This window comes from Thalassospira sp. CH_XMU1458 (assembly GCF_037027205.1).
Taxonomy (GTDB): Bacteria; Pseudomonadota; Alphaproteobacteria; order Rhodospirillales; family Thalassospiraceae; genus Thalassospira; species Thalassospira tepidiphila.
On sequence record NZ_JAYMDW010000003.1, the window covers coordinates 945,876 to 969,984 of the forward strand.

Sequence of the window (24,109 nt, forward strand, 5' to 3'; positions counted from 1 at the left end):
ACATCATGTCCAATATCAAAATTACCGCCGGTCCCTTCACCTTTGACGCGGTGCTCGAAATCGAAAAGGCGCCGCATACCTGCAAGGCGTTCCTTGATCGCATGCCGTTTGAAAGCAAGGCGGTCCATGTCCGCTGGAGCGGCGAGGGGGTGTGGATGCCACTCGGCGATTATCAGTTCGGTGTTGATTATGAAAACCACACCAGCTTCCCGGCACCGGGACAGATCATCCTCTATCCCGGGGGCATCAGTGAAACCGAAATCCTGCTGGCCTATGGCGGGGTGCATTTCGCCTCCAAGGTCGGCCAGCTTGCCGGCAACCATTTCATCACGGTCACCAGCAATCTCGAAGACCTAGAAAAGCTTGGCAAGATGACGCTTTGGGAAGGTGCGCAGTCGATCCGGTTTGAACTGGCGTAATCACCGCAACTGTGATCGGGCACACTTTCAAGTGTGTCCGGATTGGCCTAGAAGGCGAACCACCATCCAATAAGTGCAGGCGGACGTGCCGTGTTTGAGACGATTAATCTGTGGATTCAGGATCATCAGGATCTGGTCTATATCCTGATCTTCACCTATTGCGTCAGCAAATCCAGCATCCTGCCGGTATTTGCCGGCATGCTGGTGGCGGCCGAAAGCCTGATGATTGTGCCGGCGGTTACATCAATGATCGCTGGCGGCCTTGTTGGCGATGTGCTGCGCTTTGGCCTTGCGCGAAAATACGGCGATGCGATTGTCCGCAAGCTGCCCAAATCCCTGTCAGACTGGATGGGCAAGACCCTGCGATTGTTTGAGCATTATGGTGTCGCCTATATCCTGCTCTGTCGCTATCCGCATGGGGTGCGATCGTTTGGGGTGTTCCCGGTCGGCATGAGCTCGATGTCGTTCATCCGTTTCCTGCCACTTAGTATCGCATCGGTGCTGCTTTGGGTCGGGCTTTACTATGGGCTTGGCCATAGCCTGGGGGCGGGGATGTCCGAACTGGTTGAACAAAATCTTGCGATGCTCAGCCCGATCTTGCTGATTGTGTTTCTTGTGCTGGGCTGGTTTGCGCTTCGCCGGATTGATCGGCTTGAGGAGCAGGCCGAACGTGCTATCAAGTAATCCAATAAAAAACGGCAGCATCGAAATCGAATGCTGCCATTTTATTATTACACTTGTCATTCCGGGCGGAGCAAAGCGCAGACCCGGAATCTGTGGCCGATGGATCGCATCATGGATTCCCGCCTTCGCGGGAATGACGATTTCACGGAAACCGGTTACTCCGCGGCAATCGTCTTGCCGTCTTTTTCCAGCATTTCGCCCTGTTTGCGTTTGGCAAGAATTTCGCGCGCCTTGGCGTAGCTTTCATCATGCCAGAAGATCAGGCAGCCATTGCAACCCCGGCCACAGCACCCCTTGGTGCCAACGCGCGGGGTGCGGAACGAACGTTCCTTTTGGCGGTCATCAAGGGCGGTCTGGAGCGCTTCGCGTTTCGCGTCATAGCGTTCTTCGTTGCCCTTGCCCATTTCAATCTTGTGGCCTTCCTGATCAAGTTTCAGGCGTTGCCATTCGTCTTCGGACAGGGCCTTTTCCTTGCGCACGATGGTCATCGGCAGGATTTCACGTTTCAGGAATTCCGGGTCTTCCTGTTCAAACAGGCTGAATGGCAGGCGGATGCGCGGATGGGTGTTGGCATGGACCGCTTCGCCGACCTTGCCGGTTTTGGCATCGATGAATTCATACATGCGGATGAAGATCGTCTGGCGCGTACGCGGCGGCACGATTTCGATCACGTCACCGGGCAACATGCGGTTTTTGACCGACATGATAAAGGCGTCGTCTTCGACTTCCTCGATCATTCCGGCAAATTCCCAATCCGACACATTGGTGTTGCTGTCATAGCCGTGCGCATAATTGGTCAGGCGCCCGTCATGGAAGGCCAGCGTATAGCCCCGGTTCGGAATGGTCGCCAGTTCCTTCATATATTCTTCGGCCGACCAATTTTCCGGATCCTTGTACCAGTCATCAATCGCCATGCGGTAGGCGCGCGCAACGAGGCCAGCGTAATACGGGCTTTTGCCGCGCCCTTCGACCTTGAGGCTGTCGACACCGATTTTCAGATAATCTTCAAGCTTCGGCATGATGCACAGATCGCGCGAGTTCAGGATGTAGGATCCACGCTCGTCTTCCTGAATTTCCATCAGCTCGCCCGGACGCATGTCTTCTTCCAGGAAGAAGTCAAACATCTCGAGGTTTTCCTCGGTCAGTTTGAGTTCCTTGACCGTGCCGTCCTTAAGCTTCATGTGGACTTTGTATTTCCAGCGGCAGCTGTTGGCACAGGCCCCTTGGTTCGCACCGCGTTCGGCCATGAAGTTCGACAGCAGGCACCGACCGGAATAGGTCATGCACATCGAGCCATGCACAAAGGCCTCGATCTTGATGTCCTGGCATTTTTCGCGGATTTCCGTCAGTTCCTCATAGGAAACTTCACGCCCCAGAACGACCAGCTTGGCACCGATGCTCTGCCAGAATTTCACGCTTTGCCACGAGCACACGTTTGCCTGTGTCGAGACATGCAAATCAAGTTCCGGCGCATGTTCGCGGACAAACATGAATACACCCGGATCGGCCACGATCAGGCCATCCGGGCGGACCTTGCGCACGGTATCGACATATTCCGGCAGCTTGTCGATGTCCTTGTTATGCGAAAACAGGTTCAGTGTGAGGTAAACGCGCACACCATGGCTGTGGGCAAAGTCGATGCCCTCCACTACGTCATCAAGTGACATCTGGCTTTTAACGCGCAGCGACAGGTCCGGCGTGCCCATGTAAACGGCGTCTGCGCCATAGAGCACAGCAACTTTCAGCTTTTCGAGCGAGCCTGCGGGCATCAGCAATTCGGAACGGCGCGATTGATTACTCATCACTTGCGGGTCTTTTCTATTTGGTCGTCTGCGGGAAATCTCTCTGGCGCGGCTTCTATCACAGCCTGCTGCCTGTGCCGATTAAAATCGCATATTTCGCAAGCCTTGCATAGCTAAGGCCGTGATGAGCTGCCATGTCGGGCTTGCAGGGCGCCAACCAAAACACCCCCGCCAAGGGGCAGGGGTGTTTGGAATCGTTTCAAAGTTTTGGCTTACTTGACCTTTTTGATCTCGCCGCTTTCGATCTTGGCCCAGTATTGTTTGACCTCACCGCGCACCACCGGCATCAGGAAATAAAGGCCGATGATGTTGGGGATCGCCATGGCAAAGATCATGGAGTCCGAGAAATCAATCACGGGACCGAGGCTCATGGACGCCCCAACGATCACGCACAGGCAGAAGAACAGTTTGAAAATGATCTCCTTGCCCTTGCCTTCACCGACCAGATAGGTCCAGCTTTTAAGCCCGTAATAGGACCAAGACAGCATGGTCGAAAAGGCAAACAGCACAACCGCCAGTGCCAGGATCAGCGGGAACCAGGTAAAGGCCGATGCAAACGCGGCCGAGGTCAGCTCAACCCCGGTCAGACCAGAATTCAACTCGCCACTGATGGTAATCACAAGGGCGGTCATGGTGCAGATCACCACCGTATCAATGAACGGTTCAAGAAGGGCGACATAGCCCTCTGTCACCGGTTCCTTGGTGCGGACGGCTGCGTGGGCGATGGCGGCTGAGCCAATGCCGGCTTCGTTCGAAAACGCTGCACGTTTAAAGCCCTGGATCAGCGCACCGATCACACCGCCGGCAACACCGGCACCGGTAAACGCACCGACAAAGATCTGGGCAAAGGCATCGCCGACCATGGTGATGTTGGACAAGATAATGATCATGCCGGCGGTGACGTAAATCACTGCCATAAGCGGGACGATCTTTTCGGTCACCTTGGCGATGGATTTGATGCCGCCAATGATCACGACGCCAACAATGATTGCCATGATCAGGCCAAACAACCAGCCCGACCCGGCAAGGAAGCTGTTTTCCCCGCCGGTGACATTGACCACCTGCTGGAAGGCCTGATTGGCCTGAAACATATTGCCGCCGCCAACAGCGCCACCAATACAGCAGATCGAAAAGACCACGGCCAAGACCTTGCCCAATCCGGGTTTGCCTTTTTCAGCCATGCCCTTTGACAGGTAATACATCGGGCCACCCGAAACGCGGCCGTCTTCATATTCGTTCCGGTATTTAACGCCCAGCGTACATTCGGTGAATTTCGATGCCATGCCCAAAAGTCCGGCCAGGATCATCCAGAATGTGGCCCCCGGTCCACCGATGGAAACCGCAACGGCGACACCGGCAATATTGCCAAGCCCGACCGTGCCCGAAAGGGCGGTGGCAAGGGCCTGAAAGTGGGAAACTTCACCAGCATCTTCGGGGTGGGAATAGTCGCCCTTGACCAGCGCAATGGCATGGCCGAAGCGACGGAACTGAACAAAGCCGAAATAAAGCGTGAAAATGGTGGCGGCAACAACAAGCCAGCCGACAATAAGGGGAAATTCTGTGCCGGCAATCGGCACGGAATAGAACATGGTGCCGGCAATCACGTTAGAAATCGGTGCGATCGCCTGATTGATTCTTTCATCAAGGCCGACTTCCTGCGCAAGTGCGATTTGCGGCAGGGTGGCCGATATCATTGCAACGGCGCTGGCCGCTGCTGTCTTTTTCCAGAACATGATGGTTCTCCGGTTTAACTTCGTGATTGCCTTACGGAACGACAGTGACCGGAACAGGCGATGCCTGAACCAGGGTAAGCGGCAAACTGCCCAGCAGCCGCGCGCTCAATGTCGATCCACCCTTCCTGCCGACGATGATCTGACAGGCGCCTTTGTCTTCGGCGATCTTGCAGATCAATTCGCCGGAATGGCCGTAGCGGACTTCCGAAGTTACCGGTATTTTAAGTTTGTTAAGCGCGTCCAACGCGGGCTTGAGGGTTTCCTCCGCCCGCGACAGTTCTTCTGTTCGCCTTTGATGGCGTTCTTCAAGTTCCTGTGTCGACAGGAAGCTGTAGGGGGACCATTCAAGAACGTAAACCAGATGAATGGCGCAGCCTTCGGCTGTTGCGCGTTTGCCCGCGAATTCCACGGCACGCTGTGCTGCATCTGTTCCGTCATAGCCCACAAGAATTGGCTGATCGGTCATGTGCTTCTCCTGATCAGAGACTGAAATGTCGGATAAGACTCTCCCACTTCCTCTCGCAATACAGGTGTCGGCCTGTACCATGTCGCTTTAGGGGCAGGACCTATTAATTTGTTTCGAATGGTCGACCAAATTTGAGCGGATACGCGAAGCGAAAACGCAGGAAGATATATATCTTTCAAGTTTTTGCGACAAAGTAGCCCGTGCAAATTCGGTCGATCCGAAGGACAGTGCTTATATTTGCGAACTCCCGCGTCAAATCCCTTGAGCGGGATACCAACCCGCCCAGCGGGCTTTTCCTTGGATTTCACAAATATAAGCACTGCCATTCAAACCAAATTAATAGATCCTGCCCCTAATCCCTGACACCAGCACACGACGGTTCCCCCGAATTTCATTTCCAGCGCCAAGTGAAACGACATCGGGGAATGATACATAAAACTGAAACAAATTCGCCAAAAAGTTGATATATAAAAATAAGATGTTCTGTTTTGGCGTGTTATTTGCCGCCCAAACAAAATAAAACGCGCCGAATTTTTCGGCGCGCGCGGGAATGTTTTGTATGAACGCTTAAAAAAAGTGGGTCGACCGGATTGATCAGGCCGTTTCTGTGCCAGAAATTCCTTTGATAGGGCCGACCATTTGCAGGAAGTCGATCAAAACGCGGGCGGCAACATTGATATCCTCGGGCGTGACGGCTTCGTCGGGATGGTGGCTTAGCCCGTCGCGACACCGCACAAACAACATGCCAATGTCGCACAGGTCATGCATGGCAAGTCCGTCATGGCCAGCCCCGCTAAACAGCCGAAAGGGTTTTATGCCCTGTTCACCAATTGCCTGACCCAGCCCATCCATGATCCAGTTGGCGCACGGCACGCCTTCGGCCTCATAGGTCAGGTCGGCCGATATTTCCACACGGCGATTGGTCGCGATATTGGGCAGTGCCGACAGGATTTGTCCGCGACCATTGACCCGAACGATCCGTTTAGGTGCGCGCAGTTCGATGGTCAGATCGACATGATCGGGAATGACATTGACGGCATTCGGGCTGACTTCGATCTTGCCGACGACACCGACCATGCCATCGGTCATCGAACAGATGCCTTCTACCTGATGGATGACATCGGCGGCTGCCACCAAGGCATCGTGTCGGTCATTCATCGGGGTTGTTCCCGCATGGCTGGCCTTGCCCTGAATACGGATGCGGTGGCGTTCAATGCCGGTCAGTGCGGTAACAACGCCAACGGGCAGATCACGTTTTTCAAGAACCGGGCCCTGTTCGATATGGGTTTCGATAAAGCCCAGTACATTGGCCTTGTCACGTTTGAGGCCTGCGATATCTTCGGGCCTACAGCCAAATGCGCGCAAGGCATCGGCAACAGAGATGCCTTTATCATCGGTGGCCTCCAGCGATTTCGGGTCATGTTTGCCCGCCAGCGCCCGAGAACCGACGAGTGTTGATTGAAAGCGCGTACCTTCTTCATCGCCAAAGGCGACAATTTCGATGCCGAAGGGCAAGTCGATCCCTGATTTATTGAGTTGTTCGATCACCGCAATTGGCAGGGCAACGCCCAGCATTCCGTCATATTTTCCGCCTGAAACAACAGTGTCCTGATGGGATCCCATAATCAGGGTAGGCGCGCCATCCAGCGCCTTTTGATCACGCCCGACAATATTGCCTGCGGCGTCAATTTCACTGACAAGGCCCGCCCTGGTCATCCAATCGCGGATCAGCGGCGTGACGGCGCGGTGTTCGTCACTCAAGAACAGACGGGTAACACCCGGACCGGGTTGGCTGTGGATGGCGGCCTCTTCAAGGCGGTCAAAGATCAGTTGGCCAAGCATGGCGATTTTTGCCCTGGTTCTAGTATTGGTGAGGTTTGTCAGGCGTCGGCAGACGATCAAAGAAGTAACGGTATTCCGGGTCCTGTGTTTTGCCATACAGGCGCATCAGTTCGTGCACGGGATCAGAATGATCATCAACACGCAGATCAAGGGGCAGGCGGTTTGGCGTCATGACCTTGATCACTGCCGATGTTGTGCCACGCACATCACCCCCGGCCTTGAAACCTGCGACGAGCGCTTCGAGAATGCATTTTTCAAATGGCTCTTGTGCCTTGCGCATCATGGTGAACTTTTCACGCATGGCATCGGGTACATTGCTGTGGGCCAGCATATTTCCGGCAATCGCCAAATCACGCTCGGTGATATCGGCGGTTTCTGATCGGTTTTTATCCCCCGTCCAGACAGCCGTTTCACCAGTCTGGTCAAGGACGATCAATTGTCGCCAATTGCGACCATCGTCATCGCCGGTCAGTTTTTCTCGGACCGACTCCGCAGATTTTCCTTGTTCAAGCAGTGCCAGACCATTGATGCCGTACCAAAAATTGGTCGAGAAACCCTGTGTGGCGATGGCACCAATACCCGGCGCAATATGCGGGACAAACCCGCCAACGGCCAGATTTCCCGTTGCGCTGGCGATGCCAAGTGCATTGGTTTTCGGGTCTCTGGCGACGATTGTGAAGGTCATGTTTCCCGCCTGTCAGACAGCTTGTTGAATGTGCTGTCCTAAATTTATCATGATAAATAATTGCCGAATTCGAATTTATCATTATAAATAGGTTTTGCAACCGTGACATCCGAAAGCATCGACAACGGGTTCGGAATTCAGGAAACGTCCAATCAAAAAGAACACCTCACATACGGTGCGTTGTCGGTCGGTTCGGTATGAGCCGGGGGTAACAGGAAGGTTTCAACATGGGAGGCTTGAATGAAAAGCCTGTTTAAAGGGGTGCTTGCAGCAGCAACCCTTGCGGTTTCCGCAATCGGTTTCGGCCCGGCCGAAGCCCAGACGCCACCGGGTGTCCTGGTGGTCGGTCAGATTGCAGAGCCCAAATCACTTGATCCGGCGGCAGTGACCGCCGTGAATGATTTCCGCATTCTGATGAATGTTTATGATGGTCTGGTCCGCTACAAGGACGGCACGCTCGAAGCCGAGCCCGCCCTTGCAGAAAGCTGGACGATCTCAGATGACGGCACGGTTTACACTTTCAATCTGCGGGATGATGTGACCTTCCATGACGGCACACCATTCAATGCCGAGGCGGTCAAATACAATTTTGACCGCATGCTTGATGAAAATCATCCTGAACATGACACCGGTCCTTTCCCGCTTGCCTTCTTCTTTAGCGCGGTGGAAGAGGTCGAAGTCGTCGATGACCTGACCGTCAAGTTCCAGCTGAACGCACCTTATGCGCCGTTCCTGTCCAACCTTGCCTATCCGACCGGCCTGATTGTTTCGCCGACGGCTGTTGCGGAAAACGGGGCAGACTTTGGCCGCAGCCCGGTGGGCACCGGTCCGTTCAAATTTGCCGAATGGGAAAGCAACGCCAAGGTGGTTGTCGTACGCAACGACGATTACTGGGAAGATCCTGCCAAGCTTGAAGCAGTTGTGTTCCGTCCGATTACGGATGCTAACACCCGTGTGGCTGAATTGATGGCTGGCGGTATTGACCTGATGGTCGAAGTCCCGCCAGACAGCCTGACCCAGCTTGCGGGCGACAATAACTTCAGCGTCTATGAACAGGCAGGCCCGCACTTGTGGTTCCTGATCCTCAATCTGAAAGAAGGCCCGTTCCAGGACAAGAAAGTCCGTCAGGCGATCAACTATGCCATTGATAAAAAGGCATTGGTGGAAAACGTCCTGCAGGGGACGGCTGAAATCGCATCGGGTCCCACCCCGCCTGCCTTTGCATGGGCCTATAACGAGCAGCTCCAGCCTTATCCGCATGACGTTGAAAAGGCCAAACAGCTGATCAAGGAAGCCGGTGCCGAAGGGGCAGAAGTTACCTTCTATGTCACCGAAGGCGGCTCGGGCATGCTTGATCCGGTTCCGATGGGGGCAGCTATTCAGGCGGATCTGGCACAGGTTGGCTTGACGGTTGCAATCGAGACCTACGAATGGAACACCTTCCTTGGCAAGGTGAACCCGGGTCTTGAAGGCAAGGCGGACATGGCAGAAATGGCATGGATGACCAACGATCCCGACACCCTGCCATATCTGGCACTGCGCACCGATGCATGGCCGGACAAGGGTGGCTTCAATTCGGGGTACTATTCCAACCCGGAAGTGGACAAGCTTCTTGAAGCAGCCCGCTCTTCGACCGATCAGGCCGAACGTGCCAAGCTGTATCGCGAGATGCAGGAAATCGTCTATGACGATGCACCTTGGGCCTTTATCGCAAACTGGAAACAGAATGCGGTTTCAAGCACGATGGTGGATGGTTTCAAATTGCAGCCGTCCTTCTTCCTGCTGCTTGATGATGTCGTAAAGAACTGATCTGATACATCAATGCCGGGGCATGGCCTGCCAGCCCCGGCATTTTTGCTTTAAATCCCATTTCCCGCACATAGCCAGACGAGCCTTGCCATGCACGTCTATATTTTACGTCGATTGATCCTGATGGTGCCGGTTTTACTGGGCCTGACCGTGATCGTATTTTTGATTATGTCGATGATCCCCGGCGATCCGGCATTGGCGATCCTTGGATCCTATGCCACGCCGGATAATGTCGAGAAGTTGCGTGCCGATCTTGGTTTGGACAAAACCATGGTCGAACAATACTGGATCTGGCTGACAAATATGCTTCAGGGCGATTTCGGGCGATCCTATAGCCTGAACCGACCAGTTCTGGATGAAATCCTTGAACGGTTTGGCGCGACCCTGATCCTTGCGGGTACGTCGCTTGTTCTCTGTACCATTTTTGGCCTTTTGACCGGGGTAATTTCCGCCGTGCGTCAATATGGCTGGGCGGACAAGGCGCTGACCTTTGCGGTCCTGATTGGCATTTCCGTGCCCAGTTTCTGGCTGGGTCTTTTATTGATGATGTTCTTTGCCGTTGAATTGCGGTGGCTTCCGGTCAGCGGCATGTATGCGATTTATGGTGGTGGGGATTTGCCCGATCTGATCCGCCATTTGATTTTACCGTCGGTCACGCTTGCCGTGGTGGCAACCGGGATTATTGCCCGGTTGACCCGATCGAACATGCTTGAAGTCCTGCGTCAGGATTTCATTCGCACCGCGCGCGCCAAGGGGCTTGATGAAAACCGTGTGATTTATCGCCATGCCTTCAAGGCAGCACTGGTGAATGTCATTCCGGTGATCGGGGTGCAGGCGGGCTTTGTTCTGGGCGGGGCGGTTTATATTGAAACCGTGTTCCAGTGGCCCGGAATTGGTCGCATGCTGGTCAATGCGATTTCGACCCGTGATATCCTGCTTGTACAGGGAGGCGTGGTTCTGGTCGCGGGCAGCTATGTTCTTTTCAATCTGTTTGCCGATGTGTTGCAGCATCTGCTTGATCCGAGGGTGAAGGCATGACCAGCAACACAGCAACAGCACCGGATATCAAAGCCAAAAAGCGTTCTGCGCGGCCCTCGGCGTTTAAGCTTTTGGCGCGTAATCAGCTGGCCCTGATGGGGGCTGCGATCCTTGCCCTTGTCATCGCGCTTGTCTTGATCACGCCGATCCTTCCGCTGCCCGATCCGGATGTGACCGACCCGGCGCAACGTTTGTTGCCGCCTTTCTCGGAGGGGCATTTTCTGGGCACGGATCATTTGGGACGTGATCTCTTGTCGCGTTTGCTTTGGGGCACACGGGTCAGTCTTGCGGTCGGGATCTCGGCATCCCTGGTGGCGGCCCTGTTCGGATCGACCATCGGGATTGTGTCGGGCTATTTCGGCGGGCGGACAGACAACATCATGATGCGCGGCATCGATATGTTGATGGCCTTTCCCTATATCCTTCTGGCACTGGCGATTGTCGCAGCCCTTGGACCGGGTCTGATGAATGCGCTTTATGCGATTGCGGTCGTCAATATTCCGTTCTTTGCGCGGAACATTCGCGGTGTGACGGTGGGTATTGCGCATCGTGAATTCGTTGATGCCGCCAAGCTGTCTGGCAAGGGGCATATCCGTATCTTGGTGACGGAAATCCTGCCAAATGTCATGCCGGTGATCGTGATTACGATTTCGACCACGGTCGGCTGGATGATCCTTGAGACGGCAGGTTTGAGCTTTTTGGGGCTTGGTGCGCAGCCGCCACAGGCCGACCTTGGCTCCATGCTGGGCGAGGGGCGCAAACTGATCACGACCGCCCAGCACCTTTCGGCCATTCCCGGTGCGATGATCTTTATTCTGGTGATGAGCATCAACTTGCTGGGTGATGGCATCCGTGATGTGCTTGATCCGCGTTTGAAATCGGGCGCGCTCGCACGTCCGGCGCCCATGACCAAGATTGATCGCAGCGACGAGGGCACAGGTCATCCGGTTGACGATGACACCGTTCTGGCCGTTGACGAACTTCGCACCGAATTCGTTCTGGGAGATGACACCTACAAGGCCGTGGGTGGTGTCAGTTTCTCGGTCGGCAAGAATGAATGCGTTGGTCTGGTGGGCGAGTCCGGGTCCGGCAAATCGGTAACCGCACTTTCGCTTTTGGGGCTTGTGGCATCGCCACCCGGCACGATTGCCGGGGGCCGGGTGATGTTTGATGGCAAGGACGTGTTTGACATGTCCGAACGCGAGGTCCGCGACATTCGCGGTGGCAAGGCGGCCTATGTATTCCAGGATCCGCTTTCAACGCTGCATCCGCTGTTTTCCATTGGCGATCAGCTGGTCGAGGCGATCCGCGCCCATAACGCCATGAGCTACAAGGATGCCTGGGCCAAGGCGGTTAAGCTTTTGGGCATGGTGCGTATTCCCAACCCGGAACGCCGGGCGGAAAACTATCCCCATCAACTTTCGGGCGGTATGCGCCAGCGTGTCGGCATTGCCATGGCCCTTGCCAATGAGCCGCAACTTATCATCGCCGATGAACCGACGACGGCCCTTGATGTCACCGTGCAGGCGCAGATTTTGAAATTGATGAACAATTTGCGCACCGATCACGGGACTTCGGTCCTGTTCATCACCCATGATTTTGGTGTGGTGTCGGAAATTTGTGACCGGGTGGCGGTGATGTATGCCGGACGCATTGTTGAAATGGGCACGACCGAACAGGTTCTTGGCCATCCGGCGCATCCCTATACCAAGCGTCTGATTGACTGCGTGCCGCGTCTGGGTGAGCCGGACCGTCGCACTGCGGCTATTCCGGGATTGCCACCGGCCGTTAACAACCTGCCAGCCGGGTGTGCCTTTGCTGATCGCTGCGAACGGGCAGAGGATAAATGCCGGGTTGGTGAGATCAGCTTTGATGATTTGGGCGACGGCCATGGTGTGCGCTGTATCAAACCGATGGAGGCGGCAAATGTCTGAGACGTCTGACGTCGTTTTGCAAACCAGCGACCTTGTGCGCACCTTTGGCGGCGGCCGCACGATTTTGGGCGGGCCGAAACCCATGGTCTATGCCGTGCGCGGCATTGATGTGGCGGTGCGCAAGGGTGAAACATTGGGCATTGTCGGGGAATCAGGTTGTGGCAAGTCAACACTGGCCCGCATGCTGGTCGGGCTGGATCGCCCGACAGAGGGCAATATTACCCTGACCGGATCGGATATGAATGATCTGATCGCCCAGGATCGCCACGCCTTGTCCAAGCGCATCCAGTATGTCTTTCAGGATCCGATCAGCTCGCTTAATCCGCGCAGGCTGGTCCGTGAAACGCTGGCGGCCCCCTTGCGTCATTTGCGTGGTCTTTCGGGCGATGCGCTCGATAAGCGGATGAAGGAATTGATGGATGCGGTCAATCTGCGTCCGGAATTTCTTGATCGTTACCCGCATGAGTTTTCCGGCGGGCAGGCCCAGCGCATCGGCATTGCGCGCGCCCTTGCGGCAGAACCGGAAATCATTGTGCTTGATGAACCGGTCTCGGCACTTGATGTGTCTGTGCAGGCGCAGGTTTTGAACCTTCTGGCGGAACTCAAGGCGCAATTTGGCCTGACCTATGTGTTTATCAGTCATGACCTTTCCGTGGTCCAAGCAGTCAGTGACCGGGTGGCCGTGATGTATTTCGGCCGGGTCGTTGAACAGGCGCCGGGACGGGCATTGTTTGAAAAGCCGCAGCATCCCTATACCCGGTTGTTGCTTGATAGTGCGCCAGTACCGGGTAAACGCGGCCTTACGGTCGAAGATGCCAGTGCCGAATTGCCCGATCCGCTGGCCCCGCCGCCGGGCTGTGCCTTTGCGCCACGCTGCCCGCGGGCCCAGGATGATTGTGTTGCCACCGTCCCGGATGCACAATACGGCTTGGATAACCACGATGCGGCATGTCTGCATCCGCTCAATCCGGTGACAAGGTCCTGAAAAAGGATAGAATAGGGGCCGGAATGCGTTTGGGCGCGACAGGGAAAAACAAATGACAAAAAACCCGATCAAGGGGCCGAAACAGGACTTGGAACTGACCACACGCCCGCGCAAGCGAGAGCGTAAACGTTCCGATATCATTGCCGACGCGCTGAAAGACTATATCGCGCAAACGGGGCTGCGTCCGGGCGAGCGTCTGCCACAGGAAGCGGAACTGATTACACTGTTGGGCGCATCCAAGGGGACCGTGCGCGAAGCTCTGAAATCAATGGAAACGCAGGGGATTATCGCAACCCGGACCGGACCGGGCGGCGGGGCGTTTATCGATACCGTGTCCGAGGGACGCGCGGTCGAACTTCTGGCCAATTACTTCTTTTTCAAGGATCTGACGATCCGCGACATTTACGAGCTTCGGATCTTGCTGGAACCGGAAATGGCCGCGGCCTGTATCGGTCATCTGGAAGAGGACGATTTTGAAAGGCTTGAAGAGGTCATGACATGGTATGCAAGCCATCCGACCTCGATCGAGGAAGCGCGACGCCAACGCATCAAGGAACTGGAATTCCATCTGGTTCTGGTGGAGCTTTGCCCCAATCCGCTGTTGTCATTTATCTGCCGGTTCATGATCGATTTGCTGATGAATTTGACGGTCTGCAAAAAGATTTATGATCAACCCAACACCGAACTGCGCGAAACGGGGCGCAACTATCAGTTCCGCCTGATCGAAGCGCTTCGCAAGGGCGATGGTGAAACGGCGCGTGCGGTTACCTATCAACACATGTGTGCCGCCCAACGTTTGATGGAAGAACAGGAAGCGGTGGTCGAAAACCGCTTTTTCCGGTCGGGCAATATCGATCTGCCGCGTGACTTGTCACCCAGTGCCGAATTGCGCGCGCTTTCGGGTATCGCAACCAAACACTGATCTTTGAGCCGACATTATCTAGGAATTTAAGGACGGGTATCATGTCTGAAACCCATATTGATCGACAATATCTCAGTGCGGTTCTGGCAAGGCTTCTGACGATTGACAGCCCGACGGGCATGACCGAGCGCGCCGTGGACTTCGTCTGTGACGAGTTGCGCGATATGGGAATATCGTTTGAACTGACCCGGCGGGGGGCGATCCGGGCTGTCATTCCGGGTCAGGCCAAGGGATCCGACCGTGCGGTCGCAGCCCATCTTGATACGCTCGGCGCGATGGTCAAACAGATCAAGGATAATGGCCGACTGGAAGTCGCCATGATCGGGCATTGGTCTTCGCGCTTTGCCGAAGGGGCGCGCGTGACGGTCTATTCCGATAACGGCAAAACAACACGCGGCACGATCCTGACGATCAAGGCATCAGGCCATACCTATAACACCGAAATCGAAAGCCAGCCGGTTACATGGGAACAGCTTGAGCTGCGTCTGGATGCGCGGGTGTCAAACGGAGATGACGTGCGCGCCGTTGGCATCAATGTCGGGGATATGGTTGCGATTGATACCAATGCCGAATTTACCGACAGCGGCTTTGTCGTGTCGCGCCATCTTGATGACAAGGCGGGTGTGGCGGCTGTTCTGGCGGCTGTCCGTGCGCTTGTGACGGGAAAGGTATCCTTGCCGGTCGATTGCAAAATCCTGTTTACCATTGCCGAAGAAGTCGGTCATGGCGCGCCACATATTCTTGATGATGATATTGCCGAACTGGTGGCAGTTGATAACGGCACCTTCGCACCGGGGCAGAACACCAGCGAGTATGGCGTGACCATTGCGATGAAGGACATGTCCGGCCCGTTTGATCGCAAGCTTAATCGCCATTTGCTTGATCTGTGCGAAGCAAACGGCATTGAGCATTCCCGCGATGTGTTCAAGTTTTACCGAAGCGACGTGGCCGCCGGGATTGAAGCTGGCTATGACGCGCGCGGATCATTGATCTGTTTCGGGCTGGATGCATCGCACGGGCATGAACGTGCTCATATCGACAGCTTCGTCGCGGTCGGTGAATTGCTTGTGGCGTATCTGCAAAGTCCGTTGCTTGGCTCGGATGTTTGACCCGGAGACTTGATCACGCCTCTGACAAGGCGTCTTCCGGATCGGGGTCAAGCGGGCGGGGGCGACCAGCCTCATCGAGCGCGACAAAGGTAAAGATACCTTCGGTCACCTTATCGGATGTTTCTTCAAAGCGGGTCTGGCGCCAGGCCTGGACATGGATGCGAAGGGATGTGCGCCCGACATGGATGATTTCGGTGAAGAACGACACTTCATCGCCGACATGGACCGGACGCAGGAACGACATGCTGTCGACAAAGACGGTTGCGGTTCTGCCCTTGGCCCGGCGTGCGGCCGCGGTTCCGGCGGCAAGGTCCATTTGCGACATCAACCAGCCGCCAAAGATATCCCCGGTCGGGTTGGTATCAGACGGCATGGCAACGGCACGCACCGACGGTTGACGGTCAGGCAGGGTGTCGGTGGCATCGTTTACAAGGGTCATCGAAGGCTTTCCGAAGTGGGTTTGTCCGATGACGTTACTTTAGTTTGTCTAAATAAAGCCAGCACAAAATGTTGCCAAATCAGGGACATACCGGATGTCCAATGGGCTGCTATCCGATGTGGATATGATGGTGCCGGGCCCCGGTTTTTCGGCGTGGATGCAGGTGTTTTGCGACCCAACCAAGAATTCGGATTTTTAATCTTGACCAAATGATCAGGATTGGACATGCTGTATCCGTCAGAGAGAGGCATCTGCACGTGTATCAACCGGGGATAACCCCGAAACTATAACCACACGGCAGATCAAATACTGGGAAACAGTTCAGCATTGCCTGAACGGATACGCCAAGAATGTCAGTACGAGAGACCCTGAGTTGGTCGGGCCCGCCCGTCCACGTAACGCCATAATTGCATTCTGATCGCGCGATAGCTGCGATCATTTTTGGCCCGCGGTCGATTGTAATGTCATTCTTGTTTTGTCTCTCGATGACGTCAGGAGAGGACGCCTTTTTGGCAGGGAGACAAACAAATGACCACCTTGCAGGCCAAGCAAGCTTCAAAATCCGGTGCCGTTCATGGCGGTGCTGGTCACAATGACGCAGATGACGGCTTTTCCGATCTGCATCCGGCCTATTCCACGCTTCAGGCGATGGCGGAAAGCAACCGCTGCCTGTATTGCTATGACGCGCCATGCGTGACCGCATGCCCGACATCAATCGATATTCCATCCTTCATTCGGAAAATCAGCACCGGCAACCCGGACGGGGCGGCAAAGACCATTTTGTCGGCCAACATCATGGGCGGCACCTGTGCGCGGGCTTGCCCGACCGAAGTGCTGTGCGAAGAGGCCTGCGTTCGTAACGTCGCCGAAGATACCGCCGTTGAGATCGGCAGCCTGCAACGATACGCGGTTGATCATCTGATGGCGCGCGATTTGCCCCATCCGTTCAAACGTGCGCCAAAAACCGGCAAGACCATTGCCGTTGTCGGTGCCGGCCCGGCGGGCCTTTCATGCGCGCACCGTGCGGCGATGCTGGGCCACGACGTTGTCGTGTTCGAAGCCAAGCCGAAACCGGGCGGGCTTAATGAATATGGTCTGGCTGCTTATAAGATGACCAACGATTTCGCCCAGCGCGAAGTTGAATTCCTTCTGGGCATTGGCGGGATTGAAATCGAATATAACAAGGTGCTTGGCAAGGACATCAACGTTGCCGACCTCAAGGCAAAATACGACGCCGTCTTCGTTGGTGTCGGCCTTGGTTCGACCAATGATCTTGGCCTTAAGGGCGAAGATTTCCCGGGCGTTGATGATGCAATCAATTTCATCGAAAAACTGCGTCAGACCGAACCGAAATCCGACATGCCGGTTGGCAACAACGTGATCGTCATCGGCGGTGGCAACACCGCAATCGATGCCGCGGTACAGGCCAAGCGTCTGGGCGCTGAGGAAGTGACCCTTGTTTATCGCCGGGGTGCGGAAAACATGTCCGCGACCGAGTTCGAACAGGATTTGGCCAAAACCAACGGCGTTGTTGTGCGTTACTGGGCAAAGCCGGTTGCAATCAAGGCCAATGGCAAGCTGATGGGTATGGAGTTCGAAAAAACCGAACTTGATGCCAGTGGCAAACTTGTTGGCACAGGCGAAACCTTTGAAGTGCGTGCAGACCAGATTTTGAAGGCCATCGGACAGAAAATCAAAACCGATGACCTTGCCGGGATGGAGATCACCGGTGGCAAGATCGTGGTCGATAAAAACTATCAGACAACCGCCCCGGGCGTGTTCGCCGGTGGGGACTGCATCAAGAGTGGCGAAGACCTGACTGTTCAGTCGGTCGAAGACGGCAAACAGGCCGCCATCGCCATTGATGCATTCCTGAAATCCGCGTGAAACGCTAGCCAAAGGGAGAGAGAAAATGGCTGATCTAAGCTGCAAAATCGCCGGTATTGATTCGCTAAACCCGTTCTGGCTGGCCTCCGCGCCGCCAACGGACAAGAAATACAACGTTGTTCGCGCCTTTGAAGCAGGCTGGGGCGGGGTTGTCTGGAAGACGCTGGGCATCGATCCGCCCGTGGTCAACGTGTCCTCGCGCTATGGCGCGCACCATGACCAGAACCGCCGTCTGCTGGGGATCAACAATATCGAGCTGATTTCCGACCGTCCGCTTGCCACCAACCTTCAGGAAATCCGCGAATGCCGGAAAGAGTATCCGGATCACGTCATCATCGGATCGATGATGGCCCCGATCGAGGAACGCGCCTGGAAGGACCTGGCCCAGCAGATCGCCGAAAGCGGTGTGCATGGTCTGGAGCTTAACCTTGGGTGCCCGCACGGCATGTGCGAACGCGGCATGGGGTCGGCCATCGGTCAGGTGCCGGAAATGGTCGAACAGGTCACCCGTTGGGTCAAGGACGCGGTCGATATTCCGGTCTTTACCAAACTGACCCCGAACATCACCAACATCCTGTGGTCAGCCGAAGCAGCGCTCAAGGGCGGGGCGGATGCCGTATCGCTGATTAACACCGTGAACTCCATCGTGTCGGTCGATATCGACAACATGATCCCGGAGCCGGTTGTTGACGGCAAGGGCACGCATGGCGGTTATTGCGGATCGGCGGTCAAGCCGATTGCGCTGAACATGGTTGCTGAAATCGCCCGCACGCCTGAAACCCGCGATCTTGAAATTTCCGGTATCGGTGGCATCACCACCTGGAAAGATGCCGTTGAATTCATGGCGCTTGGTTCCAACGCCGTTCAGGTTTGTACAGCTGCGATGATCTATGGCTTCCGCGTGGTCGATGACCTGATTGACGGTATGAGCCAGTGGATGGATGACAAGGGCTACACCAGTGTCGAACAGTTCACCCGTGCTGCCGTTCCGCAGGTTTCCGACTGGAACGAGCTTAACATGAACTTCGACACCAAGGCGGTGATCAACCCGGATAACTGCATCGAGTGCGGTCGTTGCCACATCGCGTGTGAAGATACCTCGCACCAGGCAATCACCATGACCGACAAGCCCGAAGGCGGCCGTCTGTTTGAAGTGGTCGATGAGGAATGTGTTGGTTGTAACCTTTGCTATCACATCTGCCCGGTCCCGGATTGCATCACCATGGAACCGGTCAAGACCGACAAGCCGCCGATGACCTGGCCGGAACATCCGCTTAATCCCATGCGCGTGGCTGCTGAATGAGCCATCCGCGCAAACGCCACCAAAACCAAAAGGACTGACGAATGACTGCTCAACCCAGTGTACGTAACCTGTCAATTGATGGTGACCGCCTTTGGGATAGCCTGATGGAAATGGCCAAGATCGGCAAAACCGCAAAGGACGGCGTTTGCCGTCTGGCGCTGACCGATCTTGACCGTGAAAGCCGTGATCTGTTCATCGACTGGTGCAAGGCAGAGGGCTGCTCGATCCGGATCGACAAGATGGGCAATATCTTTGCCCGCCGCGAAGGCCGTAACCCGGATCTGCCGCCGGTGGTGATGGGAAGCCACCTTGATAGCCAGCCAACGGGTGGCAAGTATGACGGCGTTTATGGGGTGCTTTCGGGTCTTGAAGTGATCCGTACGCTTAATGAAGCCAAATACGAAACCGAAGCGCCGCTTGAAGTCGTTTGCTGGACGAACGAGGAAGGCTCGCGCTTTGCCCCGGCCATGGTGGCATCTGGCGTCTTTGCGAAGGTGTTTGACCTTGAATACGGTCATTCCCGTGCGGATGTTGATGGCAAAACCATGGGCGAGGAGTTGGAGCGGATCGGCTATATGGGGCCGGACGAGGCGACCATTGATGCCCATCCGATGGGGGCCTATTTCGAAGCCCATATCGAACAGGGCCCGATCCTTGAAGATGAAGGCAAGGATATCGGCATTGTCACCGATGCCCAGGGCCAGCGGTGGTATGAAATCAAGTTCACCGGTGTCGAAGCCCATGCCGGCCCGACCCCGATGAAGACGCGTAAGGATGCATTGCTTGGTGCGGCACGCGTGGTTGATCTGGTCAACAAGATCGGTCTGGATCGCTCCCCGCTTGCCTGTGCGACGGTCGGTATGATGCAAATACATCCGAACTCGCGCAACGTCATCCCGGGCGAGGTGTTCTTTACCGTCGATTTCCGCCATCCCGATGATGCGGTTCTGGCCGATATGGACAAGGCATTGCGCGAAGGTGTCGACAAGATTGCCAAGGAGATCGGCCTTCAAACCGAGCTTGAGCAGATCTTTTATTACGCACCGGTGCCGTTCGATAAATCCTGTGTCGACGCGGTACGCTTGGGGGCCGAACTTGGCGGGTTCTCTGCGCGTGAAATCGTCTCGGGCGCTGGGCATGATGCGTGTTATCTGGCACAAGTCTGCCCGACGGCGATGATTTTCATCCCGTGTGTCGATGGCATTTCCCATAACGAGATCGAAGAAGTGCATAAACACTGGTCGGATGCCGGGGGGCAGGTACTGCTGCATGCGGTTCTGGCCAAGGCCGATGAAACGGTGATGCAAAAATAGGTCCATGCATTTCGCGGTGACCAAACGCAAAGCAGGGCGCATATAACGCCCTGCTTTTTTGTTATGGTGGCAACACGCCGCCGTTAACTCGCCCCTTCGGACACATCAAGAAGATGGTTCTCTGTCCACTGATCAAGCGTTCCGTCTTCGGCAAGCTGTTCGATCAGGATATTCAGGTTTCTGACATGGCCCATGCAGGGGCTTTTGCGTGAAAACATGAAGTGGACTTTGTTGCTGTCAATCGGTGGTTCGACCACGAAGATGTCGTCGATCAGATTGTCGCGATAGATATTGGTCAGCCCGTCAAAGCGCCCCAGCATCACATAATCGACCCGCCCATTCATCAGGACGTCAAAGATGCGATTGCCGGTGGGGGAGAAGATCATGTTCAGCCGTTGCTCGGCAAAGCGGTCGATATAATCGCCATAACTGCCACCTTGCGGACGCGCACCGTCATACCCGATCAGGTCGCTCAGTTCGACAACCGGAAAACGATTGTCGTTGCGTTGAAAGACCATGATGTCGTCATTGGCGAACGGCGCGCTATAAAAGTGGACCTGATCGCGCTCGTGGGTGAAATAGGCCCCGGCAATCACATCCAGTTCACCCTTGCTGAGCATCTGAATGGCGCGTGTCCAGGGAATGTCGAGATTGAGATCAAGCTTCAAATCGTGACGGTTGGCGTAATCCTGCAAAATGTCGATCGCAAGTCCGGTCTGTTGGCCATCATCACGGATATAGGTGATCGGCTCCCAGCCATCTGCGCCGCCAACCGACAGCTTCCTGCAATTACTGGCAGGCGGGGTGTTCTGTGTCTGGGCTAAAATTGCGTTTTCGGCAGCTGCCGGGAATGTCATCAGGGACGCAGATCCGCCGATCAGGACGGCGGAAATACAACCACAAACAGCGCGAAGTGATGGTCCGATACACAGCATTATTGTCTGCAAACATCGTGATTATCAGGAATAACTAAAATTGGTCCCCGGATAATCCGATACAACTATACAGAAGTGGTGACGTCGGCCGCAGTCAGGTCCCCAAACGGGGGATCAGTCGAGGCCGACACCCTTCAATATGATGCGCACGACATTTTCCTTGGCCTCGGCAAACTGTGCGTCGGTCAGTGGCTTGTCATTGTTGAAAATCTCGATCTGGCGGCCAAAGTCGGCATAGTGCTGGGTGGTGGCAAAGATCATGTACATCAGGGTATGGGGTTCGACATCATCCATCTTGCCCTCGTCAATCCAGCCCCTAATGACTTCCACACGGCTATCGAGCCAGCTTTTCACCGTGGTCGAGATATATTCCGACGAGAATTTGGCCCCACGGATGATTTCATGTGCCCAAAGACGCGACCCGTATGGACGCACGCGCGACAAATCCATCTTGGCCTCGATATAACCGCGCAGAATGAAGGCGGGGTCGGCACTGTTATCGAACGTCATTGCCGCTTCGAGCCAGTGGTCGCAAACATCTTCCATGATGCGGCGATACAGGGCCTCTTTGGTGCTGAAATAGTAATGCACATTGGCCTTTGGAACATTGGCGATTTCGGCAATCCGCGCGGTGGTCGCCCCCTTGAACCCGAAATCGGCAAAGACCCGTTCGGCAGCGGCCAGAATCTGTTCTTCGTTTTCCTGTCGGATCGCGGCCTTGTGTGCGCCGTTTACTGCGGGTTTTGTGCTCATTTTTGTGTCCCGTTTCGCGCCGATTTTGATGGATCTCAATCGTGCTGTCTAAATCGCGTCATTTATCTTGACCGTTTGGTCAGGTTAAAATAACCTCTACTGCAAATATCAAAAAGAAACTTTTTATGCGCGTCGTTCCAAGCCATGGTCAAGAGTCGGTTTTGTCCGAAATATCGAACAGTACCGATGAAAGATAAACACAAAATAGACGCCGTAAATAAAAATCAGGGTCGCCGAAATGGTGTTTGACAGTCGAATATTCGAAACAGTTCCGCGGTGGTATTAAAGCGCTAGTGCGTGGGCATGTCTCATGCTAACGACGTTTGTGTGCCCGCAACAGGTCGGGCCGTCCCGGAAAACGAATGTGCGACATTTTGGTCATTTGGCCAGATACCTTTTCGCGAAAACGGGATGAAGAATATCAGATGCCGGTGCACGGTGGCTCGCCACCGAACCGGTCGAGGGAAGAACTTGAAAAGGTACGGGAGACCTTTTGATGACAGCCACCACGAAAATTAGCCGTCCGAACGATCTTTCGGCGTTCTGGATGCCCTTTACTGCCAACCGTCAGTTCAAGCAGACCCCGCGTATGCTGGTTTCGGCCGATGGCATGTATTACAAAACCGACGATAACCGCGACATCCTTGATGGCACCGCAGGCCTTTGGTGCTGCAACGCTGGTCACAAGCGTCCGAAAATCGTTGAAGCGGTCAAGGCACAGATGGACGAACTGGATTATGCCCCGGCATTCCAGATGGGCCATCCCAAGGCGTTCGAACTTGCCAGCCGTCTGGCACAGTTGATGCCGGGCAATCTCAACCACGTTTTCTATACCAACTCCGGTTCTGAGTCGGTTGAAACCGCGCTTAAAATCGCACTGGCCTATCACCGTGCACGCGGCGATGGACAGCGGACCCGCCTGATCGGTCGCGAACGCGGCTATCACGGTGTGAACTTTGGCGGCATTTCTGTCGGTGGTATTTCGGGTAACCGCAAAACATTCGGCCAGATGCTGGGCGGTGTGGACCATATGCGTCACACTTACCTGCCGGACGAAAACGGTGTTACCCGCGGTATGCCCGAACATGGCGCCTACCTTGCCGAAGATCTGGAACGCATCTGCGCACTGCATGATCCGTCGACCATCGCAGCCGTGATTGTCGAACCGGTTGCAGGTTCCACTGGTGTTCTGATCCCGCCGAAGGGCTATCTGGAACGCCTGCGCGAGATCTGCACCAAGCATGGCATCTTGTTGATCTTTGATGAGGTCATCACCGGTTTCGGTCGCCTTGGCGCACCGTTTGCGGTTGATTACTTTGGCGTTCAGCCGGATCTGGTCACGACCGCCAAGGGCCTGACCAACGGCACCATCCCGATGGGTGCGGTGTTTGCCACCGACGAAATCCATGATGCCTTCATGACCGGCCCGGAAAACATGATCGAGCTGTTCCATGGCTACACCTATTCGGGCAACCCGGTTGCCTGTGCGGCCGCCATGGCAACGCTTGAGACCTATGAAGAAGAAGGTCTGTATTCCAAGGGCAAGGAACTTGGTCAGTATTGGGAAGATGCGGTGCACAGCCTGATCGACCTGCCACTGGTCAAGGATGTCCGTAACCTTGGCCTGATCGGTGCGATCGAGCTGGAACCGATTGAAGGCTTCCCGACCAAGCGTGCGTTCAATGCCTTCCTCAAGGCATTTGAGAAGGGCATTCTGATCCGCACCACGGGTGATATCATTGCGCTGTCGCCGCCGCTGATCCTTGAAAAATCACATATTGATCAGCTGTTTGGCACATTGCGCGAAGTGCTTAAAGAGATCGACTAGGATTACGATTTTCGTTCCCTGCCTGCGCAATCGGGCAGGGGACACCCGGCTTGCAGAACCACCAAAAACAAACGGGTCTGCAACGCCACGGAGGAAACATCTGTTTCGCGATTTTTCTGATCGCGTCCCGTCTGGGAACGAACCCGTAAAAAAACAAACAGGGTTCTTGGGGCGCGTTTGGGCATAAGTCCGTCAGACCACAAAAGTGGCAAGGACATAAAAA

Annotated in this window: 20 protein-coding genes; 12 read left to right on the plus strand and 8 right to left on the minus strand. The window is 55.2% G+C overall.

What is annotated here, in order from left to right; translation table 11 throughout:
* The first annotated feature begins 5 nt into the window (after positions 1-5).
* Positions 6-419, plus strand: coding sequence for a DUF3830 family protein (locus tag WBY09_RS18380; RefSeq protein WP_008890142.1), 414 nt, complete (start codon positions 6-8; stop codon positions 417-419).
* Between the two features lie 90 nt (positions 420-509).
* A complete protein-coding gene (locus WBY09_RS18385; protein WP_336233545.1) occupies positions 510-1,103 on the plus strand; it encodes a DedA family protein in 594 nt (197 codons plus the stop codon).
* A gap of 155 nt (positions 1,104-1,258) precedes the next feature.
* Here WBY09_RS18385 and WBY09_RS18390 read toward each other — a convergent pair whose 3' ends face one another.
* The 5 genes from WBY09_RS18390 to WBY09_RS18410 all read right to left on the minus strand — a co-directional run bounded on the left by WBY09_RS18390 (position 1,259) and on the right by WBY09_RS18410 (position 7,631).
* Positions 1,259-2,905 carry a U32 family peptidase C-terminal domain-containing protein gene (locus WBY09_RS18390; protein WP_008890140.1) on the minus strand — a complete coding sequence of 549 codons (1,647 nt, stop codon included), beginning with the start codon at positions 2,903-2,905 and terminating at the stop codon, positions 1,259-1,261.
* Positions 2,906-3,117: 212 nt separating this feature from the next.
* Entirely contained in the window at positions 3,118-4,638 is a 1,521-nt protein-coding gene (locus WBY09_RS18395) for an alanine/glycine:cation symporter family protein (protein ID WP_336233546.1), read from the minus strand.
* Between the two features lie 31 nt (positions 4,639-4,669).
* Complete coding sequence (locus tag WBY09_RS18400) at positions 4,670-5,104, minus strand: universal stress protein (RefSeq protein WP_064781861.1); 435 nt, start codon at positions 5,102-5,104, stop codon at positions 4,670-4,672.
* A 594-nt stretch (positions 5,105-5,698) separates the two neighbouring features.
* The gene (locus tag WBY09_RS18405; RefSeq protein WP_336233547.1) at positions 5,699-6,946 is read right to left on the minus strand and encodes an allantoate amidohydrolase; all 1,248 of its coding nucleotides are present in this window, start codon (positions 6,944-6,946) and stop codon (positions 5,699-5,701) included.
* A gap of 19 nt (positions 6,947-6,965) precedes the next feature.
* Positions 6,966-7,631, minus strand: a complete 666-nt coding sequence (locus WBY09_RS18410) for a DUF1028 domain-containing protein (RefSeq protein ID WP_197147076.1) — start codon at positions 7,629-7,631, stop codon at positions 6,966-6,968.
* A gap of 240 nt (positions 7,632-7,871) precedes the next feature.
* Here WBY09_RS18410 and WBY09_RS18415 point away from each other — a divergent pair, with 240 nt between their 5' ends.
* The 6 genes from WBY09_RS18415 to WBY09_RS18440 all read left to right on the plus strand — a co-directional run bounded on the left by WBY09_RS18415 (position 7,872) and on the right by WBY09_RS18440 (position 15,428).
* On the plus strand, positions 7,872-9,440 hold the full coding sequence (locus WBY09_RS18415) for an ABC transporter substrate-binding protein (protein WP_286791782.1): 1,569 nt from the start codon (positions 7,872-7,874) through the stop codon (positions 9,438-9,440).
* A 90-nt stretch (positions 9,441-9,530) separates the two neighbouring features.
* Positions 9,531-10,478 carry an ABC transporter permease gene (locus tag WBY09_RS18420; protein WP_062955687.1) on the plus strand — a complete coding sequence of 316 codons (948 nt, stop codon included), beginning with the start codon at positions 9,531-9,533 and terminating at the stop codon, positions 10,476-10,478.
* A complete protein-coding gene (locus WBY09_RS18425) occupies positions 10,475-12,412 on the plus strand; it encodes a dipeptide/oligopeptide/nickel ABC transporter permease/ATP-binding protein (RefSeq protein WP_197147078.1) in 1,938 nt (645 codons plus the stop codon). The genes WBY09_RS18420 and WBY09_RS18425 overlap by 4 nt, the downstream gene beginning before the upstream one ends.
* On the plus strand, positions 12,405-13,397 hold the full coding sequence (locus tag WBY09_RS18430) for an ABC transporter ATP-binding protein (protein ID WP_197147079.1): 993 nt from the start codon (positions 12,405-12,407) through the stop codon (positions 13,395-13,397). Before WBY09_RS18425 ends, WBY09_RS18430 begins: the two co-directional genes overlap by 8 nt.
* 52 nt (positions 13,398-13,449) lie before the next feature.
* Positions 13,450-14,319, plus strand: a complete 870-nt coding sequence (locus WBY09_RS18435; RefSeq protein WP_064788377.1) for a FadR/GntR family transcriptional regulator — start codon at positions 13,450-13,452, stop codon at positions 14,317-14,319.
* Between the two features lie 41 nt (positions 14,320-14,360).
* The gene (locus WBY09_RS18440; protein WP_197147080.1) at positions 14,361-15,428 is read left to right on the plus strand and encodes an osmoprotectant NAGGN system M42 family peptidase; all 1,068 of its coding nucleotides are present in this window, start codon (positions 14,361-14,363) and stop codon (positions 15,426-15,428) included.
* A gap of 13 nt (positions 15,429-15,441) precedes the next feature.
* On the opposite strand, the gene WBY09_RS18445 is transcribed toward WBY09_RS18440, so the two are convergent.
* Complete coding sequence (locus tag WBY09_RS18445; RefSeq protein WP_120226549.1) at positions 15,442-15,867, minus strand: acyl-CoA thioesterase; 426 nt, start codon at positions 15,865-15,867, stop codon at positions 15,442-15,444.
* Between the two features lie 528 nt (positions 15,868-16,395).
* On the opposite strand from WBY09_RS18445, the gene WBY09_RS18450 reads away from it, so the two are divergent.
* The 3 genes from WBY09_RS18450 to WBY09_RS18460 are packed head-to-tail and all read left to right on the plus strand — an operon-like array spanning position 16,396 to position 20,370.
* Complete coding sequence (locus WBY09_RS18450; protein WP_197147081.1) at positions 16,396-17,754, plus strand: NAD(P)-dependent oxidoreductase; 1,359 nt, start codon at positions 16,396-16,398, stop codon at positions 17,752-17,754.
* A gap of 25 nt (positions 17,755-17,779) precedes the next feature.
* Positions 17,780-19,057 carry an NAD-dependent dihydropyrimidine dehydrogenase subunit PreA gene (gene preA / locus WBY09_RS18455; protein ID WP_008890132.1) on the plus strand — a complete coding sequence of 426 codons (1,278 nt, stop codon included), beginning with the start codon at positions 17,780-17,782 and terminating at the stop codon, positions 19,055-19,057.
* Positions 19,058-19,098: 41 nt separating this feature from the next.
* Positions 19,099-20,370: a Zn-dependent hydrolase gene (locus WBY09_RS18460; protein ID WP_336233549.1), complete on the plus strand. Its 1,272-nt coding sequence runs from the start codon at positions 19,099-19,101 to the stop codon at positions 20,368-20,370.
* 83 nt (positions 20,371-20,453) lie between these two features.
* On the opposite strand, the gene WBY09_RS18465 is transcribed toward WBY09_RS18460, so the two are convergent.
* Together WBY09_RS18465 and WBY09_RS18470 are read right to left on the minus strand one after the other, a co-directional pair.
* Positions 20,454-21,227 (minus strand): substrate-binding periplasmic protein, encoded by a 774-nt coding sequence (locus WBY09_RS18465; protein WP_336233550.1) that lies wholly within the window; start codon positions 21,225-21,227, stop codon positions 20,454-20,456.
* 192 nt (positions 21,228-21,419) lie between these two features.
* Positions 21,420-22,058: a TetR/AcrR family transcriptional regulator gene (locus WBY09_RS18470; RefSeq protein ID WP_336233551.1), complete on the minus strand. Its 639-nt coding sequence runs from the start codon at positions 22,056-22,058 to the stop codon at positions 21,420-21,422.
* 496 nt (positions 22,059-22,554) lie between these two features.
* Between WBY09_RS18470 and WBY09_RS18475 the strand changes: the two genes are divergently transcribed.
* Complete coding sequence (locus WBY09_RS18475; RefSeq protein WP_008890128.1) at positions 22,555-23,886, plus strand: aspartate aminotransferase family protein; 1,332 nt, start codon at positions 22,555-22,557, stop codon at positions 23,884-23,886.
* The last annotated feature ends 223 nt before the right edge of the window (positions 23,887-24,109 follow it).